Origin of the sequence: Plantactinospora mayteni (genome assembly GCF_016862935.1) — a bacterium.
Lineage (GTDB): Bacteria > Actinomycetota > Actinomycetes > Mycobacteriales > Micromonosporaceae > Plantactinospora > Plantactinospora mayteni.
Map to the genome: position 1 here is coordinate 127,583 of NZ_BONX01000031.1, position 18,557 is coordinate 146,139.

Annotated in this window: 15 protein-coding genes; 11 read left to right on the top strand and 4 right to left on the bottom strand. The window is 72.2% G+C overall.

Annotated elements, in window-relative coordinates; all coding sequences use genetic code 11:
• Window positions 1–5: 5 nt before the first annotated feature.
• Entirely contained in the window at window positions 6–623 is a 618-nt protein-coding gene (locus Pma05_RS22820) for a hypothetical protein (RefSeq protein WP_203859486.1), read from the bottom strand.
• A gap of 155 nt (window positions 624–778) precedes the next feature.
• Here Pma05_RS22820 and Pma05_RS22825 point away from each other — a divergent pair, with 155 nt between their 5' ends.
• Together Pma05_RS22825 and Pma05_RS22830 are read left to right on the top strand one after the other, a co-directional pair.
• Window positions 779–1,252: an Rrf2 family transcriptional regulator gene (locus tag Pma05_RS22825; RefSeq protein ID WP_203859487.1), complete on the top strand. Its 474-nt coding sequence runs from the start codon at window positions 779–781 to the stop codon at window positions 1,250–1,252.
• Window positions 1,249–1,842: an NIPSNAP family protein gene (locus Pma05_RS22830; protein ID WP_239312890.1), complete on the top strand. Its 594-nt coding sequence runs from the start codon at window positions 1,249–1,251 to the stop codon at window positions 1,840–1,842. Before Pma05_RS22825 ends, Pma05_RS22830 begins: the two co-directional genes overlap by 4 nt.
• On the opposite strand, the gene Pma05_RS22835 is transcribed toward Pma05_RS22830, so the two are convergent.
• A complete protein-coding gene (locus tag Pma05_RS22835; RefSeq protein WP_203859488.1) occupies window positions 1,832–3,310 on the bottom strand; it encodes a CCA tRNA nucleotidyltransferase in 1,479 nt (492 codons plus the stop codon). The two genes, Pma05_RS22830 and Pma05_RS22835, sit on opposite strands and share 11 nt — an antisense overlap.
• A 148-nt stretch (window positions 3,311–3,458) precedes the next feature.
• On the opposite strand from Pma05_RS22835, the gene murJ reads away from it, so the two are divergent.
• From murJ to Pma05_RS22870, 7 genes are all read left to right on the top strand, one after another.
• Window positions 3,459–5,177, top strand: coding sequence for a murein biosynthesis integral membrane protein MurJ (murJ, locus tag Pma05_RS22840; protein WP_203859489.1), 1,719 nt, complete (start codon window positions 3,459–3,461; stop codon window positions 5,175–5,177).
• 430 nt (window positions 5,178–5,607) lie between these two features.
• Entirely contained in the window at window positions 5,608–7,233 is a 1,626-nt protein-coding gene (locus Pma05_RS22845; RefSeq protein ID WP_203859490.1) for a protein kinase family protein, read from the top strand.
• A 412-nt stretch (window positions 7,234–7,645) separates the two neighbouring features.
• On the top strand, window positions 7,646–8,437 hold the full coding sequence (gene sigM / locus Pma05_RS22850; RefSeq protein ID WP_203859540.1) for an RNA polymerase sigma factor SigM: 792 nt from the start codon (window positions 7,646–7,648) through the stop codon (window positions 8,435–8,437).
• Window positions 8,434–9,687: an RsmA family anti-sigma factor gene (locus tag Pma05_RS22855; protein ID WP_203859491.1), complete on the top strand. Its 1,254-nt coding sequence runs from the start codon at window positions 8,434–8,436 to the stop codon at window positions 9,685–9,687. Before sigM ends, Pma05_RS22855 begins: the two co-directional genes overlap by 4 nt.
• 183 nt (window positions 9,688–9,870) lie before the next feature.
• Complete coding sequence (gene trxB, locus Pma05_RS22860) at window positions 9,871–10,827, top strand: thioredoxin-disulfide reductase (protein ID WP_203859492.1); 957 nt, start codon at window positions 9,871–9,873, stop codon at window positions 10,825–10,827.
• Window positions 10,828–10,862: 35 nt separating this feature from the next.
• Window positions 10,863–11,186: a thioredoxin gene (gene trxA, locus Pma05_RS22865; protein ID WP_203859493.1), complete on the top strand. Its 324-nt coding sequence runs from the start codon at window positions 10,863–10,865 to the stop codon at window positions 11,184–11,186.
• 434 nt (window positions 11,187–11,620) lie between these two features.
• Window positions 11,621–12,790 carry an N-acetylmuramoyl-L-alanine amidase gene (locus Pma05_RS22870; RefSeq protein ID WP_203859494.1) on the top strand — a complete coding sequence of 390 codons (1,170 nt, stop codon included), beginning with the start codon at window positions 11,621–11,623 and terminating at the stop codon, window positions 12,788–12,790.
• A 46-nt stretch (window positions 12,791–12,836) separates the two neighbouring features.
• On the opposite strand, the gene Pma05_RS22875 is transcribed toward Pma05_RS22870, so the two are convergent.
• The gene (locus Pma05_RS22875) at window positions 12,837–13,496 is read right to left on the bottom strand and encodes a GNAT family N-acetyltransferase (protein WP_203859495.1); all 660 of its coding nucleotides are present in this window, start codon (window positions 13,494–13,496) and stop codon (window positions 12,837–12,839) included.
• 521 nt (window positions 13,497–14,017) lie between these two features.
• On the opposite strand from Pma05_RS22875, the gene Pma05_RS22880 reads away from it, so the two are divergent.
• Both Pma05_RS22880 and Pma05_RS22885 read left to right on the top strand, forming a co-directional pair.
• On the top strand, window positions 14,018–15,331 hold the full coding sequence (locus tag Pma05_RS22880; protein ID WP_203859496.1) for an aminotransferase-like domain-containing protein: 1,314 nt from the start codon (window positions 14,018–14,020) through the stop codon (window positions 15,329–15,331).
• Window positions 15,332–15,339: 8 nt separating this feature from the next.
• A complete protein-coding gene (locus Pma05_RS22885; protein WP_203859497.1) occupies window positions 15,340–16,371 on the top strand; it encodes a D-alanine--D-alanine ligase family protein in 1,032 nt (343 codons plus the stop codon).
• 586 nt (window positions 16,372–16,957) lie between these two features.
• On the opposite strand, the gene Pma05_RS22890 is transcribed toward Pma05_RS22885, so the two are convergent.
• Window positions 16,958–17,773 (bottom strand): hypothetical protein, encoded by an 816-nt coding sequence (locus Pma05_RS22890; protein WP_239312892.1) that lies wholly within the window; start codon window positions 17,771–17,773, stop codon window positions 16,958–16,960.
• Window positions 17,774–18,557 lie beyond the last annotated feature (784 nt).

The window sequence follows — 18,557 nt, forward strand, 5'->3', positions numbered from 1 at the left end:
GCTCCCTACTCCGAGCGGGCGTACAGGGTGGTGGAGGCCAGGGACTCCAGGGTCAGCTTGTCGCCGGCACAGGTGTGGCTGGACGGGGCGGTCGAGGCGGTGAAGGGCCGCCAGCGTCCGGGGGTACCGGCACCGACCCGAAGCCGTACCTCGGCGGCGGAGCGTACGTCCCGCAGCTCGATCCGGTCACCGGCGAGCGTGTAGCGGTAGTCGACCCGTCCCCGCAGTTCGAGCACGACCTCCTGGCCGGCGTGACTGCTGGCGAAGACCGTGCCGCTGCCGTAGTCGACGATCCCGACGCCCTCGGCGCTGAGCGAGAGCGTCGACCCAATGCCACCGGTGAAGCTCAGCCGGCCCACCTCGGGTACGTCCACCTGCTCTCGATGCGAGGTGACCCGCCAGGTGCCGGCCAGACAGCCGGCGGCGACCGGTGCACCGCTCGGGATATTCCCCGGCGTGGGGGTGCCGCCGGTGGACGGGCCGGTGCCGGTCGGGTCCACCGGCCCGCCGTCCCGGAGCACGAGTACGAGCACTGTCGCGACGACGAGGGCCACCAGCGTCGACCCCAGCGCCACCATCGGCACCAGGAAGGAGCGGTTGTCGGGCCGACCCGAGACGGCCACGATCACCTCCCCGCCGGTCGTACGCCGGATAGCACGGTAGCGGAGTGGGCGCGGCGGGCGAACCGGCCGTTCCGGCATTGACATCCCGCCGGCTGTAACAGAGGCTGTTACAGCGAACCAGATCTGTTACAGCTAACGGACGGCGGTGCGGCACGGTGGCGGCGAACAGTCGACTGACGATCGCGGTGCACGCGCTGACCTGGATGGCGCTCGCCGAGCGGCGTGGCCGGCAGGTGCTCACCTCCGAGCAGGTCGCCGCGAGCGTGCGGACCAACCCGGTGGTCGTCCGGCGCAGTCTCGGGCAGCTTCGGCAGGCGGGCCTGGTCACCGTGCGGCACGGCGTCGGCGCGGGCTGGAGCCTGGCCCGGCCGCCCGACGAGATCACCCTGCTCGACGTGTACGCCGCGGTCGAGCGGGAGCCCCTGTTCGCCCTGCACCACAGCGAGCCGAACCTGGCGTGCCCGGTCGGCAGGGGCATCCGACCGGCCCTCGGACGGTTCTACGGCGACGTCGACCAGGCGCTGCGCCGGGAACTCGCGCGGACGTCGATCACCGACGTGCTGGACGAGACCGTCACCGACGTGCGGGACGAAACCCTGGAGACGGGACAGGAGCCGGGACTGGAATGAACGACGTACGCCACCCGGTCGTCGAACTCCGGCAGTACACCCTGCACGGGGGCGCGCGGGACGTGCTGGTCGACCTCTTCGACCGCGAGTTCGTCGAATCGCAGGAGGCGGCCGGGATGGCGGTCGTCGGGCAGTTCCACGACCTGGCCGACCCGGACCGCTTCGTCTGGCTCCGGGGGTTCCCCGACATGCCCCGCCGGGCCGCGGCACTGCACGAGTTCTACGGCGGCCCGGTCTGGCGCCACACCCGTCGCCTGCCTGTCGACCGAGTACGCCGAGAACACCTTCCCGGCCCTGCCGGTACGTACCGGGGAACACGTCGTCTGCTGGCTCAGCCGGTTCGCCGACGCCGCGCGGCTCGACGACCACCTCCGGCGCCTGGACCGGTTTCCCCGCTGGCGGGACGAGGTGCTGCCCGAGCTGTCCGCCACGCTCACCGCGCCACCGCGACAGTTGCGGCTGGCACCGACGGCCCGCTCGGCGCTGCGCTGACAGTGCGGATGTACGTGAGTCCCGTACCGGCCGGTCTGACCCTCGCTCTGACGGTGCGGCTGGCCGGGTCGGTCCCGCAGGTGCCGGTCAGCCGGTGACACCCTGTTCCCGGGCCCAGCGCCGCAACTCGGCCTCGGCCTCGTCCCGGTCCAGCGGGCCCCGCTCCAGGCGCAGTTCCTTCAGGTGCCGCCAGGCCCGACCCACGATCGGTCCGGGTGGTACCCCGAGCAGCTCCATGATGGCGTTGCCGTCGAGGTCCGGGCGTACCCGGGCGAGGTCCTCCTCCGCCGCCAGGCGCGTAATCCGCTCCTCCAGCGCGTCGTAGTCGGCGGCCAGCGCGGCGGCCTTGCGGCGATTCCGGGTGGTGCAGTCGGAGCGGGTCAGCTTGTGCAGCCGGGGCAGCAGCTCACCGGCGTCGGTGACATACCGGCGCACCGCCGAGTCGGTCCACTCGCCCCGCCCGTACCCGTAGAACCGCAGGTGCAGCCCGACCAGCCCGACCACCTGGCCGATCACGTCCTTGGGATAGCGCAGCGCCTTCATCCGCTGCCTGGTCAGCCGGGCGCCGACCACCTCGTGGTGGTGAAAACTGACCCGGCCGTCCGGCCCGACCGCCTTGGTGGCCGGCTTGCCGACGTCGTGCATCAGCGCGGCCAGCCGAAGTACGAAGTCGCAGCCGGCCTCCTCCAGCCGGACCGCGTTGCCGACCACCGTCAGGGTGTGCTCGTAGACGTCCTTGTGCTGTGCGTGCTCGTCGATCTCCAGCTTCAGCCCGGACAGCTCCGGCAGGAACCGGTCGGCGAGGCCGGTGTCGACCAGCAGCCGCAGCCCGGTGATCGGGTCGACCCCGCAGAGCAGCTTGGTGAACTCGTCCCGGATCCGCTCGGCGGTGATCCGGTCGAGATCGGCCGCCATCGCCCGCATCGCCGCCCGGACCTCCGGCGCGACGGCGAAGCGCAGTTGCGCGGCGAACCGGGCCGCCCGGAGCATCCGCAGCGGATCGTCCCCGAACGACTCGGCGGGGGTACCCGGGGTCCGGATCACCTTGTCCGCGAGGTCGTCCAGCCCGCCGTGCGGGTCGGTGAAGTCGTGCGCCGGCAGGCTGACCGCCATCGCGTTGACGGTGAAGTCGCGGCGCCGCAGGTCGTCGGCGAGGTTGGTGCCGTACCGGACGACCGGGTTCCGGCTCACCTGGTCGTACGACTCGGCCCGGAAGGTGGTGATCTCCAGCCGCAGCCCGTCCCGCTGTGCCCCGATCGTGCCGAACTCCCGCCCGGTCTCCCAGGTCGCCTCGGCCCAGCCCTTCAGCAGCCGCAGCGTCTCGTCCGGATGCGCGTCGGTGGCGAAGTCGAGGTCCTCGCCGAGCCGGCCGAGCAGGGCGTCCCGGACCGAACCGCCGACCAGGTGCAGCTCGTGACCGGCCCGGGTGAACCGGCGGCCCAACTCGTCGGCGACCGGCGAGACCCGGAGCAGTTCGGCGACGGCGTTGCGCTGGGCAGCGGTCAGGGCCGACCGGTTGGCGGACGGCGTCGAAGGGGCGCTGTTCGGGGCGGATGTTTCGGACATGGGAACGCCAGCCTACTGAACCCTCCGGCACCGACTGGCGCCGGGCACGCCAACCGGCGACGCGGCCGGACGAGCGGGTGACCGGGTTGACTATGGTTCCAACAGTGCCGGCGGGCGCCCTGCCCGCCGTACCCCTTGGGAGGCTGACATGGCTGGCGGGCTGTACCGCAGCGCGAACGCCATGCCGGACGGCGTCCCGCCGCCCCTGGACGGCGCCACGCTGATCGGCGCGTCGCCGGCCCTGGAGGGCACCAGCCCGCCGCCGGAGACCGAGGGCAGCGCCGCCGGCAACAGCGCGATCATGGCGATCGGCAGCCTGGTGAGCCGGGGTACCGGCTTCCTGCGCACCCTGATGGTGACGGCCGCGCTGGGCGCCTTCGCCGTCAACGACGCGTACACCACCGCGTTGATCATCCCGCAGATGGTCTACGAGCTCCTGCTCGGCGGCATCCTGACCAGCGTGCTGGTGCCGGTGCTGGTACGCCGGCGCCGGGTCGACGCCGACGGCGGCCAGGCGTACGCCCAACGCCTGCTCACCCTGGCCGTGCTGACCCTCGGCGTGGCCGCGGTACTCGCCATCCTGGCCGCCCCGCTGCTGACCGAGATCTACGCCGGTGGGCGTGGCGACGACTACCAGGGCCTGGTCACCGCACTCTCCCGCCTGCTGCTGCCGATCATCTTCTTCTCCGGGCTGAGCGCGCTGGTCGCCGCGATCCTCAACACCCGTGGGCACTTCGCGGCGCCGATGTGGACACCGATCCTCAACAACCTCGTGATCATCGCCGCCTGCGCGCTCTACATCGCGGTCTACGGCGCCGAGATCATCGACCCGGCGCAGATGAGCCCGGGTCGGATCCTGCTGCTCGGCGGCGCCACCCTGCTCGGCATCGTCGTCCAGGCCGTCGGCCTGCTGCCGGCGCTGCGCCGGGTCGGCTTCCGGTGGAAGTGGCGGTTCGACTTCCGGGCGCTGGGCCTGCGCGAGCTGGGCCGGCTCGGCGGCTGGATGTTCTGCTACGTCGCGGTCAACTCGGTCGGCCTGTTCGTGCTCTTCCGCCTGCTCAACCAGGTGAAGGGCGAGTCGGCCGGCCCGGCCATCTACAACAACGTCTTCCTGCTGCTGATGATGGCGCACGGCATCATCTCGGTCTCGATCATCACCGCCCTGATGCCCCGGATGAGCGCCGCCGCCGCCGATGGCCGGTTCGAGGACATGGCGAGCGACCTGTCCCGTACGGTCCGGACCGTCACCGCCGTACTCGCGCCGATCGCGGTCTGCTACGCCGTACTCGCCGAGCCGATCGCGGTGAGCCTCTTCGACTACGGGGCGGCCCGGGGGGACGCGGGTGCCATCTCGCCGGTACTGCTGGTCGCCGCGCTGGCGCTGATCCCGTTCGCGGTCAGTCAGGTATTCACCTTCGCGTTCTGGGCGCTGCCCGACACCCGGATGCCGGCGCTGATCAACATCCCGGTCGTACTGCTCCGGATCCTGGTACAGGTGCTCGTCTTCGCCGCCTTCTCCACCTCGGTACTCGCCTCCGGGATGATGGTCGGCAACGCGATCTCGTACGTCGCCGCGGCGGTGATCTCCGCCTGGCTGCTGCGGCCCCGGATCGGCCGGATCGGACTCGGCAGGATGTTCAACACCTTCGGCCGGGTACTCGTGGCCGCCCTCGGCGCGACCCTGGTCGGCCTGCTGGTGGTGACCCTGCTGCCCGGTCAGGCGACCGAGAACCGCTGGCTGGGCTTCCTGGAGGTGGCGATCGGCGGGGCGGCGATCGGAGCCACGTACCTCGGACTGGCCCTGCTGCTGCGGATCCGGGAGATAACCGCGGTGGTCGGCATGGTCCGGCGCCGGCTGGGCCGGTGAGCCGCCGACCCCGCCGGGCCACCGTTCCGATGTGACCGACGCGACCGCCGCTGCGGCAACCACCCGGATGCTCTCGACCTCACGCGTCCGGCATACTTCCGGCGCACGGGGGAAGGTGCCGGGTGCACGCCGACGCCCCGGACGACGAGGGTGCCGGGCGGGGGCGGGCGGGCCGGCACACCTACCAGGTAGCAAACTGTTGAAATTAACCTATAGATTGCTAAAAGCACGGGCCATCACGCTGGCTGACAGCGGGCGATCCAGCACGCTTCCCGACACATCCGCACAACAGGTCGGCGCACGGCCGCAAGATGACGTGTCGGGGATCAGTCAGACCCGGGTAAGGTCGCTCTCGACGGGTGCGGCGAGCGCCTAGGCTAGGGGTGCCGGTGGCCGTCCGATTTCCTTCAGAGGCGGAGCGGGAAGCCAGATGCCCAGCAGCACGGGTCCATCGATCGACACGATCACCGAGGGAGGACGGGTGACCCAGGTCGGCGAAGGTCAGGAGGCGGACGAGGCAGCTCCGTCCGTGATGACCTTCGGTGCCCCCGCCGTCGGTGAGATCCTGGCCGATCGGTACGAGCTTGCCGAACACATCAACGACGACAGCGCCGGCCGGCAGGTCTGGCGCGGTGTCGACGTCATCCTGCGCCGACCGGTCGCCGTGGTGCTGCGCTATCCCGGCGGCGACTCGGCGAAGGAGATGCTCCAGGCCGCGGTGGCGGCCAGCCGGGTGATCCACCCCAACCTGGTCGGCGTCTACGACGCGATCGACGAGGAGGACCGGGCGTACGTCGTCCGCGAGTGGGTGGACGGCCACTCCCTGCGTGAACTCGTCGCCGAGGGCGTACTCGACCCGGCCCGGGCCACCAGCATCGCGCACGCCGTATCCGGGGCGATCGCCGCCATCCACGCCACCGGCATGGTGCACGGCAACCTGCACCCCGGCACCGTGATGGTCGGCGACGACGGCCGGGTGGTGCTCGCCGACGCGCGTACCGACGGCGCGGACACCCCCGAGACCGACGTACGGGCGGTCGGCGGCATCCTCTACTTCGCGCTGACCGGCCACTGGCCCCACACCGAGGCGTCCCTCACCGCCGGCTCGACCCGGCGGTCCCGCTCGCCGCTGCCGGACGCCGTACGCGACGCGAGCGGCACCATCGCGGCCCCCCGGCAGGTCCGGGCCGGCGTCCCCGCCTACCTCGACGACCTGACCATGGACCTGCTCGACTCGCAGCTCGCGGTGCCGTCCTCGGACGTGCTCGCCGCCGAGTTGGGCCGGCTCGACGCCGCCTCCGAGGAGCACTACCTCGACAGCGGGCCGCTCCGCTTCACCTCCGGCGACGACGGCGGCCCCGACCTGCCGACGCCCAGCAACCGCAGGATGCTGATCGGGATCGCCGCCCTGCTGGTGATCGCGCTGGTCGGGCTCTCGCTCGGCATCAACGCGCTGGTCGGCGATGGCGACCCGACCGACGACCAGGGCGGGCCGACGCCGAGCACGGGGGCCAGCACCCAGCCCGCGGTCGCCGGCGACCCGGAGCCACCGGCCGCCACCCCGCGAAAGGTCAACCTCCGGGGCGACCAGGTCCGGGTGATCGACCCGGACGGTACCCGAAGCGAGCTGGACGACGTGGAGAAGGCGGTCGACGGCGACGCCAACGAGGGCTGGAAGACCGAGACCTACCGAAACGGGTCGAAGTTCGGCAACAAGAAGTCCGGGATGGGCATCCTGATCAACCTGGGCGAGCCCCGCGAGGTCACCAGTGTGCAGGTGGACTTCTCCGAGAGCGGTGTCGCCGCCGAACTGCGCTCGGGCCCCCGGGACTTCCCGGCGAATTCCAACGGCGACCGGGCCCTCGTCGACGCGTTCAGCAGCCGGATCGGCAACGCCTACGAGAAGACCGACAGCACGAAGGTCTCGTTCAGCCAGTTCGTGCCGGGCCAGAAGCACCAGTACCTGATGCTGTGGATCACCGACCTGCCGGAGACCGAGCCGGGTTCCGGCCGGTGGGCGATCGGCGTTCAGGAGATCACGGTCCAGAGCCGGTGAGCCACCGGCTGTCCCAGCGCGTGCGTGACTCGGTTATCGTGCGGCCATGACCGGCGGGTTGGGTTCCGACGCTGCCGGCCGGGCCGGCTCGCCCTCCGTCCGCCCCTGGGCGCCGACCGATCCGGCCCGGCCGACGGGTCCGACCATGGGCAACGTCGAGCCGGCCGGCTCGCAGACCAGCGGCCGGACCGACCGTACGCCCCGGCCGGCAGGCTCGGTCCGGCTCGACCCGACCACCCGCCCCGACGCCCCCACCCCGACCGACGAACTCGCCCCGTCCGACGGAGCCACTCCGACCGATGCGGGATCGCCGACGGGCGAGCCGGGTCCGACCGGAGCGACGCCGAGTGCGGGCACGTCGAATCCGACCGTGGACGCCTCGAACCCGACCGTAGACGCCTCGAACCCGACCGTGGACGCGTCGAAGCCGGCCGACGGGGTCGACTGGCCGGTCGGCAGCGCACCGCCCGGCGCCCCGGAGCGCAGCGACGCCGAGCTGCTCAGGGCACACGTCGACGGTGACCGGGACGCCTTCGCGACCCTCTTCCACCGGCACCGGGACCGGCTCTGGGCGGTGGCGCTGCGTACGGTGACCGACCGCGAAGAGGCGGCGGACGCGCTCCAGGACGCCCTGCTCTCGGCACACCGCTCGGCGGCCCGGTTCCGGGGCGAGGCAGCCGTCACCACCTGGCTGCACCGGATCGTGGTGAACGCCTGCCTCGACCGGATCCGCCGTCGGCAGGCCCACCCGACCGTGCCACTGCCGGACAGCACCCGCCCGCAGGACGCCGCCCGCTGGCAGGGCGGTGTCGAGCCGGCCGCACCGGCCACCGACCACGACACCACGCTCGTCGTACGGCAGGCGCTCGCGCAACTTCCGGTGGAGCAGCGGGCCGCGCTGGTGCTGGTGGACCTACAGGGCTATCCGGTCGCCGAGGTGGCCGAGATCCTCGGCGTCGCCGAGGGCACCGTCAAGAGCCGCTGCGCCCGGGGCCGGGCCCGACTCGCCGTGCTGCTCGGCCACCTCCGACCGGCGGGTGACGGCCGAGGCCCCGCGCCGAGCCCCAGGGTGCCCTCTGTCACCGGCGGGAACCTCGGCTCGGGTGGCGGCGTCCGATCGAAATCGATCCGGCTCGGGGCGGACAAGCAGGTGGCACCGGACCGGCGCGATGGCCGGACCGACCAGGACCAGGAGGAATCGTGACCGGGGGCCAGTTCCGGGAGGTCGATCTCGACCTGCTGGCCGACTATGTCGGTGGCGCGCTGGACGGCACCCCGGACGAGGTCGAGATCGCCCGCCTGGTCGACCAGGACCCGACCTGGGCGGAGGCGTACGCCGACCTCACCGCCGGCCTCGACGCGGTACGCCTCGACCTGGCCGGCTGGGCCGCCGAACCGACCCCGATGCCGTCCCTGGTGGTCGACCGGCTCACCTCGGCGCTGGCAGGTGTGGGAGGTGTGGCCACGGCCGGCACCGCCGACCCGGCCACCGCGACCAGCCCGGCCGACGCTCCCGAGGAGTCCGTCGACCCGCCGGCAAAGCCGGACGACGCCTCGGAGCAGCCGGACGACGCCTCGGCGCCGGCGGAGCCGGACGGCGGCTCGGCACCGGGCGTCGGCACCCGGTCCGGCGCCGTCCCGGACTCCGGGCCCGGTCCGTCGGGCGGATCCGTGCCGGGCGGGCCGACGCATCCGGCCGGCCGGCCCCGCCGACAACCGCCCGCGACGACCGGGCAGCCCGGTGGCGGCGGCCCGCAGCGCCCCGGCCGAGCGGGCCGGCGGCGACGCTGGGCGCGACGGATGGCCGGTCCGATCCTGGTCGCCACCGTGGTCGCCGGCTTCGCCGGGTTCGCCGTCAGCGGTCTGCTCGACAGCGGCGACAACGCCGGTGAACAGACCGCCGGTACGGCGATGAACTCCGGCGAGGACGCCGCCGCGCCGCAGGTCCTCGGCTCCGGCCCGCCCCGGACGGTGGTCGGACCCTCCACCGAGCGGGTGCTCGCCACCGGCACCGACTACACCCCCGACTCGCTGCCCGGCACCGTCTCCGATCTGGCGAAGCAGGCCGCCCCGACCGTGACTCCCCCCCGCTCCTCGCCGCAGGCCCGCAGCTCCGGCCCGGTGCGGGAGGACGCCGCCCCGGAAGCCGAGAACACCAGCCCGACCCCGGCGACCGCCGGGGCGCCGTGCTGCCTGCCGATGCAGGCGGGCAGCCCCCTGGAGCGGCTGGCCGACCCCTCCATACTCGCCGCCTGCCTCGACGCGATCGAGGCGGCGCACGACCAGGGGCCGGTCGCGTTCGACCTGGTGGACTACGCCACCTTCCAGGGCAAGGCCGCGCTCGTCGTCGTCTTCACCGACCGGTCGGGTGCCCGCTGGGCCTGGGTGACCGGGCCGGACTGCGGTTCACCCGCTGCCGGTGCCGACCTCACCTACCAGAGCCGGGTAGGGTGAAACAACGCCTCATCGGCTGTTTCGTCGACGCAGTGACATGACCCACCGGATGACCGGCTCGGGAATCCCCGGTTCGTACGATGACGTTCTGGCTTGCAGGCGCCGGTGCCGTACGTGGCCGGCGCTCGGATCGCCGTCGGCGCCTGGCGTCGGTGGCGCAGAGACACACATCGGGAGACGGCAGTGGACGAGGTCCGCAACCTGATCATCATCGGCTCTGGGCCGGCCGGTTACACCGCGGCGGTCTACGCCGCGCGCGCCAATCTCAAACCGCTGGTCATCGAGGGTGTGCAGTCCGGCGGTGCCCTGATGACCACCACCGAGGTGGAGAACTTCCCCGGCTTCGCGGACGGCATCATGGGTCCCGAGCTGATGGACGCGATGCGCAAGCAGGCCGAGCGGTTCGGGGCCGAGTTCGTCACCGACGACGTGACCCGGGTCGAGCTGGTCGACACCGGCGTGCCCGGCTCCGGGGCGGTGAGCACGGCGTACGTCGGTGAGACGGCATACCAGGCGAAGGCGGTCATCCTGAGCACCGGTTCGGCGTGGCGGCCACTGGGTGTGCCGGGCGAGCAGGAATATCTGGGGCACGGTGTGTCGTCCTGTGCCACCTGTGACGGCTTCTTCTTCCGGGGCCAGGAGATCGTGGTGGTCGGCGGCGGCGACTCGGCGATGGAGGAGGCGACCTTCCTCACCAAGTTCGCCAGCAAGGTGACGATCGTGCACCGCCGCGACGAGTTCCGGGCCAGCAAGATCATGGCGGACCGGGCGCTGGCCAACGACAAGATCCAGGTCGAGTGGAACAGCGTGGTCGAGGAGGTGCTCGGCGACGACGGCAAGGTCTCCGGGGTACGCCTGCGCAACGCGCACACCGGCGAGGCCAAGACGCTCGACGTCAGCGGCGTATTCGTGGCGATCGGCCACGACCCGCGCAGCGAGCTCTTCCGGGGCCAGGTGGAGCTGGACGACAGCGGCTACGTCAAGGTCGAGGCACCGAGCACTCGGACCAACATCCCCGGCGTGTTCGCCGCCGGTGACCTGGTCGACCACACCTACCGCCAGGCGATCACCGCGGCCGGCACCGGCTGTGCCGCCGCCCTCGACGCCGAGCGGTTCCTCGCGACGCTCGAAGAAGACTGAATCCCAACGCACGAAGTAACCCCCGAGGAGGACTAGTGGGAGCAACAAGCGCCGTCACGGACGCCAACTTCACCAGTGACGTGCTTCAGTCCGATACGCCGGTACTGGTGGACTTCTGGGCCGAGTGGTGCGGGCCGTGCCGCAAGGTCGACACCCTGCTGGAAGAGATCGCCGGCGAACTGGGGGACAAGGTCCGGATCGTCAAGCTCAACATCGACGACAACCCGGAGACGGCCCGCGCCTACCGGGTGCTGTCGGTGCCGACCCTGACGATGTTCAAGGGCGGCGAGCCCGTCCAGTCCATCGCCGGAGCCCGGCCCAAGAGCGATCTGATCAAGCTGATCGAAACGGCGCTGTAGCGCACGCCACAGCCACGCCGACGCGCCCGACCTCCGGATCACCCGGACGCGGGCGCGTCGGCGTTTCCGGCCGTGCCGGGAACCGGGTGCCGACCGCCGCTCGCGACGGACCTCCCACAATCGCCGGCCGGCACGCGTCGGGCACCGGTCGAGCGGGTATATCCGCAGCTCGTCGGCGGGGTTGGCCGGATGCCGTACGGTCAACCACGGGCGAGGGCCGGAGCGCCACGGTACGCTCCGGAAGCGTTCCTCCTCGCGAAGAGGGCTCGGCGCCAGCGGGCCGGGATCCTGCCGAGCGCTCCACCGGGCCGCCCGGAGGAACCACGAACCGTCCGTCGCCGGACCGGTCGCAGGGCCGATCCGGCACAGGGCCCGACAACCGGGCAGCCCCGACAACCGGGCAGTCAGCCGAAGGCACGCAGAGGAGGTCGTCCGTGCGTCCGATCCGACGTGGTGACCGGGGACGTGCGGTCACCGAGATCCGAGCCGTCCTGGTCGGGTTGAGCCTGCTGCCCGCCGGTGGGCCGCCCGGCGCCGACGAGTTCGAGGCGGAGACCGAACGTGCCGTACGCGCCTTCCAGCAGGACCGTGGGCTCAGCGTCGACGGTCAGGTCGGCCCGGAGACCTGGCGGGCACTGGACGCTGCCCGCTGGCACCTCGGTGCCCGTACCCTCTACCAGGCGATTCCCGACCCGCTGATCGGCGAGGACGTGCGTACCCTCCAGGAGCGCCTGCTGGAGATGGGCTACGACGTCGGCCGCGCCGACGGGGTGTACGGCGCCCGGACGGCCCGCGCGGTCGCCCAGTTCCAGCGCGAGGTCGGGCTCTCCCCGGACGGCGCCTGCGGCCCGCACACCATGAACGCGCTGCGCCGGCTCGGCCGGAAGGTGGTCGGCGGCCGGCCGACCCTGCTCCGCGAGTCCGACGCGTTCCGCCAGTCCGGCCCGAACCTGGTCGGCAAGGTCATCGTGATCGACCCCGGGCACGACCCCTTCGATCCCGGGTTCGTGGTGCAGGACGGCACGGCGCGGTGGACCGAGGCCGACCTCGCCTACGACCTCGCCGCCCGGCTGGAGGGCCGGCTCGCCGCCGCCGGCATGCGGGTGCACCTCACCCGGGGCCCGGCGCCGGCCGCGCCGCTGGCCGACCTCACCCGGGCCGACCTGGCCAACGAACTCGGCGGCGACCTGCTCATCTCGCTGCACATCGACGGGCACGCCAACCCGGAGGCGGACGGGGTCGCCACCTACCACTACGGCACCGCGAACGGGGTGACGTCGAGCGTCGGTGAACGGCTGGCCGGGCTCGTCCAGCGGGAGATCGTGGTCCGGACCGGGCTGCGCAACTGCCAGACCCACGCGAAGACCTGGGAGCTGCTCAGGCTGACCCGGATGCCGGCGGTACGCGTCGATGTCGGCTACCTCACCTCACCCACCGACCGGGCGCGGCTGATCGATCCCCGGTTCCGGGACCGGGTGGTGGACGCCGTCGTCGCCGCCGTGCAGCGGATGTACTTCCCGGTCGAGGAGGACGTGCCGACCGGCTCGATCGACGTCAGCGAGCTGCGGGCGATGGTGGCGGCCGGCGCCGCCACCCGCGACTGACCGGCTGCCACTGGCAGAACCGGCCACCCGCTCGGCCGGTCGACCGTCAGCCAGCGGCCGACCGGGTGGCCGGGCGTACCGGCCGGAGCAGCCCTTCCGGGCTCATCGAGCCGAGCAGCTTCTCCAGCGCGTATTCCACGTCGGACTTCCAGGACAGCGCGGTACGCAGCTCCAGTCGGAGGCGGGGAAAGCGCGGATGTGGCCGTACCGTCTTGAAACCGACGGAGAGGAAGTAGTCGGCCGGGGCGACGCAGCCGCCGGCACCCTCACCGGCGTCGCCGAACTTCGCGTCGCCGAACGCCTCGATCGCCTTGATGCCGCGCTTCGTCAGGTCCCGTGCGACGCCCTGGACGAGCATCCGGCCCAGCCCGCCACCGGCGAAGGTGGTGATGATGTGTGCCGTGGTCAGCAGTGCGGCGTCCGCCGAGACCGGCGAGGTGGGGAACGCCATCGACCGGGGGACGTAGGCCGGCGGGGCGTACATCACGAATCCGGCGGGCATGCCGTCGACGTATGCGAGCTTTCCGCAGGAGCCCCATTCGAGCAGCGTCTGGGAGACCCAGGCTTCCTTCTCCAGGCCGGGATCGCCCGCCTCGCGGGCACGTTCGGCCGCCACCGGATCCAACTCCCAGTAGACGCACCGGCGGCAGGGCCGGGGCAGGTCTTCGAGAGTGTCGAGGGTCAGACTGACCAGACGTCGCGACATCGGCGCATCCCCAAAAATCATCTCGGAGGTCGAAAGACCGCAAATATCGCCATCTCCGGTCCCTACCCCCAACGAGCGATCGTACGCCGGAACCTCCCGGCCCGGGAGAGTACGGGTCGACTACCCACCGTTGCGCCGGGTCAGCCGCTGACCGGGCAGGTCAACCGGTCCGACATGTGGACGGGCCGCTGGGCCGAGGGCCGTACCGGGTGATCCGGATTACGATCGAGCGACGAGCGCCGACCGGCGGAGTTGCCGGCCAGCCCCGCCGACCCGCCCGCACGGGGGTTCCGCGCGGACCGGGACGGAGACGGGCGCGGCGTTCGAGGTGCCGAGGGCGCCCGGGCGGGATCAAACGACCGGTTTCGGGAATGCTGTTCGGTGACGTCCCGGCCAGGACGGGGAGGCACGACGAGCGCGGCGGGAGGCGGGATGAGCGGGCGGGACGCGGCCATCCGCCGGCTCGGTCGCGGACGTCGCGACGAGGAGTCGCGACAAGGAAAGCGCAGCGAGGAGGCGGCATGACCGGCACGACGCTGGACGACTACACGGACCGCTACGCCCGACGGGTACGCGGGATGACGGCATCGGAGATCCGAGCTCTCTTCGCCGTCGCCAGTCGTCCGGAGGTCGTCTCGTTGGCCGGCGGCGCACCCTACATCGCCGCGTTGCCGCTGGACGCGGTCGGCGAGATGCTCAACAAGCTCGCCGCCGACCAGGGCGCGAACACCCTGCAATACGGCATCGGCCAGGGCACCCTCGAACTGCGGGAGCGGATCTGCGAGGTGATGGCGCTCTCCGGCATCGACGTCGGCTGCGGCGCCTCCCCGGAGGACGTGGTGGTGACGGTCGGCGGGCAGCAGGCGCTGGACCTGATCGCCCGACTCTTCCTCGACCCCGGCGACGTCGTACTCGCCGAGGGGCCCACCTACGTCGGCGCGCTCGGCGTCTTCCAGAGCGCCCAGGCCCAGGTGGTGCACGTCCAGATGGACGCCGACGGCCTGATCCCGGAGGCGCTGGAGCTGGCCATCGCCGAGGTCGCCCGCTCGGGCCGGCGGGCGAAGTTCCTCTACACGATCCCGACCTTCCAGAACCCGGCCGGCGTGACGCTGACCGAGGAGCGCCGGGAGCGGGTACTCGACATCTGCGAACGGGCCGGCCTGCTGGTGGTCGAGGACGACCCGTACGGCCAGCTCGGCTTCGACTGCGAGGCGCCGCTGCCGCTGCGGGCGCGCCGCCGGGACGGCGTCTTCTACCTGAGCACCTTCTCCAAGACCTTCGCCCCCGGGCTACGGGTGGGCTGGATCCTCGCCCCGCACGCCGTACGCGACAAGCTGGTGATCGCCAGCGAGGCACAGATCCTCTGCCCGAGCGCCTTCGCCCAGGCCGCCGTCGCCACCTACCTGTCGACGATGCCGTGGCGGCAGCAGCTCAAGATCTACCGTGAGGTCTACCGGGAGCGCCGGGACGCCCTGCTCGGCGCGCTGGCCGACTACATGCCGGCCGGCACGAGCTGGACCGAGCCGGGCGGCGGCCTCTTCGTCTGGGCGACGCTGCCGGACGGCCTGGACGCCAAGGCGATGATGCCGCGGGCCATCGCGGCCCGGGTCGCCTACGTGCCCGGCACCGGCTTCTACGCCGACGGCACCGGCGCCGGGCACATGCGGCTCAACTTCTCCTTCCCGCCGCCGGAGCGGATCCGCGAGGGTGTGCGCCGGCTGGCGACCGTGATGGAGCAGGAGACCGCGATGCGCGAGGTCTTCGGCACCGTCGGCACCCCGTCCCGCCGCCGTGGGCAGGCCGGCGCGGACGTGCCAGGTCCCGACTTGGCATGATCTCCGGCATGGGTACGCACGCTGCCGACGATCCGCTCCAGGCCGCCGAATGGCCTGACCTCGTACCACGGGACGCCACGACGGAGCTGCGCGTCCTGGTGCTGGCCGGCGGTCTCTCCTACGAACGCGACGTGTCGCTGAAGTCCGGCCGCCGGGTGCTCGACGCGCTCCGCTCGGTGGGCGTGGAGGCGGAACTCCGAGACGCCGACGTCACGCTGCTGCCGGCGCTCCGGGACGATCCCCCGGATGCGGTGGTGATCGCCCTGCACGGGTCGACCGGAGAGGACGGCTCGCTGCGCGGCGTACTCGACATCTGCGACGTGCCGTACGTCGGCTGTGACGCCCGGTCGTCCCGACTGGCCTGGGACAAACCGTCGGCGAAGGCGGTACTCCGCGAGGACGGCATCCCCACCCCGGACTGGGTGGCGCTGCCGCACGACCGGTTCTCCGAACTCGGCGCGGTGGCGGTGCTGGACCGGATCGTCGAGCGCCTCGGGTTGCCACTCATGATCAAGCCGGCCCAGGGCGGCTCGGGTCTCGGTGCCGCCGTGGTCCGGGATCCGGCCGCGCTGCCGGCGGCGATGGTCGGCTGCTTCGCGTACGACTCGACGGCGCTCGTCGAGCGCTACGTACCCGGAATGGACGTGGCGGTCTCGGTGGTCGACCTCGGCGACGGCCCGCGTGCCCTGCCCGCCGTCGAGATCGTCCCCCGCAACGGCGTCTACGACTACGCCGCCCGCTACACCGCCGGGCTCACCACGTGGCACGCCCCGGCCCGGTTGTCGGCCGCCGCGGCGGCCCGGGTGGCGGAAACCGCTCTCGCGGCCCACTCCGCGCTCGGGCTGCGCGACCTGTCCCGGGTGGACCTGATCGTCGACGAGGACGACCGGCCGCACGTACTGGAGGTCAACGTCTCGCCGGGCATGACCGAGACCTCGTTGCTCCCGCTCGCCGTCGGTGCCGCCGGCCTCGATTTCGGCGAACTTCTCCGTACCCTGGTCACCCGCGCCACCCAGCGCCGGAACCTCGGCAACTCCTGACCCGCTGACCGGCCCGGTACGCTCGTCCGCTCCGACCATCGGTCCCGCCCGCTGCCAAGCCCGCTGGTCGAGGAGCGGCGTTGGTCGAGGAGCGGCGTTGGTCTAGAAGCGTGGTGGTCTAGAAGCGTGCTGGTCGACGCAGCTACCACCCACGAACTCGCCGCCCAGTTCGTCGAGGGGCGGTGCTGGTCGCCGTCCGGATCACCGACTCGATCCGGGCTTCCCCGGCGCCTCGGCCTGTGCATGTCCGGCCTGTGTGCGTCTGGCTTGTGCGCGGTGTCCGACCCAGATGCGGTGCGCGGCCTGGGTGGCACGCCCGGACCCGGGCGCTGCCATCGGGTCCGGGTCGCGGCGCGGCGGTTCGTTCGGTCGGGTCCGGGACGCGGCGGTTCGAGCTCGAGCCGGTCCGTCGTCCGGTCCGTCGTCCGGTCCGTCGTCCGGTCCGTCGTCCGGTCGGTCGTCGGGTTCCTCGTCCGGTTCCCCCGGCTGGCTCGTCGCGGCGGTTCCGAGCCGGGGTCGACTGTCGTCCGGCCGGCTTCTTGGCTCGACTACCGTGTGGGCCCGGTTGGCTGGTAGGCCCGCTTCGCTAGTAGGCCCGGGTGGCCGGATCGCCGTGGGATTCGCGGCGGTCGGTCGGGGCGGAAGCCTCCGTCGGGTGCGCCGTCTCCGTTCCCCCCGGTCCTTCCTCCGCCTCCGCCTCCGTCACCCTCGGCATAGCCAGGGCCGGGGAAGCGACGGCCGGCCCGGTCGACGCCGCCGAGCTGGCAGCCGGTGCGGTCGCGGGGGACGCCGTGCTGCCCTGCTGAGCCAGGCTCGACGGCGCTTGCCACTGGATGCGGGGCGGCTCGGCCAGCGGACGTCCGCCGAACTCGGCGAGCCAGGCGGCAACGAGCGCCAGATTCTCCCGCCACTGTGATTCGGGGATCGGGGGCAGGATGTCGTCCCACAGGGACAGGAAGGTACCGCGCAACTGGAGCCGCCCGTACGGCCGCGCCAGGAACCACAGGTGCAGGTGCGCGGCACCGTCACCCCAGCGGTTGACGTGCACCCGGGCAACTCCGTCCAGGGACCGTACGGCCCGCTCGAGCCGTACCGTCATCACCCCGAGTTCGGCAGCGAGCAGGTTGGGCAGGTCACCCAGGTCCAGATGCGAGCGTGATTCGAGGATCAGCACCATCGGCAGCCCGGTCGGCCGATCCATGGCGCGTACCCGCCAGCGTTCGCTGACCCAGATGTAGGCGTCGTCGGGAGCATTGCAGGAGTGGCATTCGCCGGAACCCTCGCCCTTGCGCAGCGGCTCGACCGCTACGGGCTCGTCGAGTTGCTTGACGCGGAACTCGCCTTCGAAGGGGAACGAAGGCCACCTGGTGAAGTCTGGTACAGCGGGAGGGGTGTGGGGCACGACGCTGACCCTAACCGAGTTCGGGACCGCTGTCCCTACCCTGTTTCGGCCGCCGATCATCGGGCTCACGCACGGCATCGGGCCATTTCGGCCGTTCCCTGAACGATGGCCGAGTGGGCTCGAATCGCTCCGGGACGTGGACACCGGGCCGACTCGCGAGGGCCGACGACTCTGTCCGCAGGTGGCCTTCGCGCCAGTCCGGGTGGGCCGCCTGCCGGTTCGGTCCGGGCTGCGTCGGCCCGGAGACCGCCCGGGTTCATGAACGCGATCTGCGCCCCGCCCCGGCCGGCCGCCGTTCAGGCTCCAGCTACCGGGTCCTCCCGGCGTCGCCATTCGTGGGCTTGCCGGCGTCGGGCGGCTCCGGGGTTGCCTGCCCTTGAGGGGTCCCGGGTTGACCGGCGTCGGGCGTCCGGCGGCTCGTTATATGTCCGCCGCGCCGAACGCCCGGGCCAGAGCAACCCCCATCTGGAAGCCGTCTCGTACGGATTCCACCGCCGTCATCCACAGGCCGATACCGCGTTTCACGCGCTGTTTCACGTGAAACAGGGGGAGCCTGTGGACAACCCCTGTGGATTACTCTCGCCGCTTCCGGGCACCGCTTCGTAGCCACGTAACGGGGTCAGGCCCGGCACGCCGACCACCGAGCGGGCGGTGGTGGTGAACGAGGATGAAGCGCCGCTCGTCGGAGCATCGCGGCGGACACCGCCGAGCTAGCTACTTGGGACAGATTCGGCTCTCGGCGCGCGACCGGCACCGGAGCGTCCCCTCAGGACCGCTGAGATCT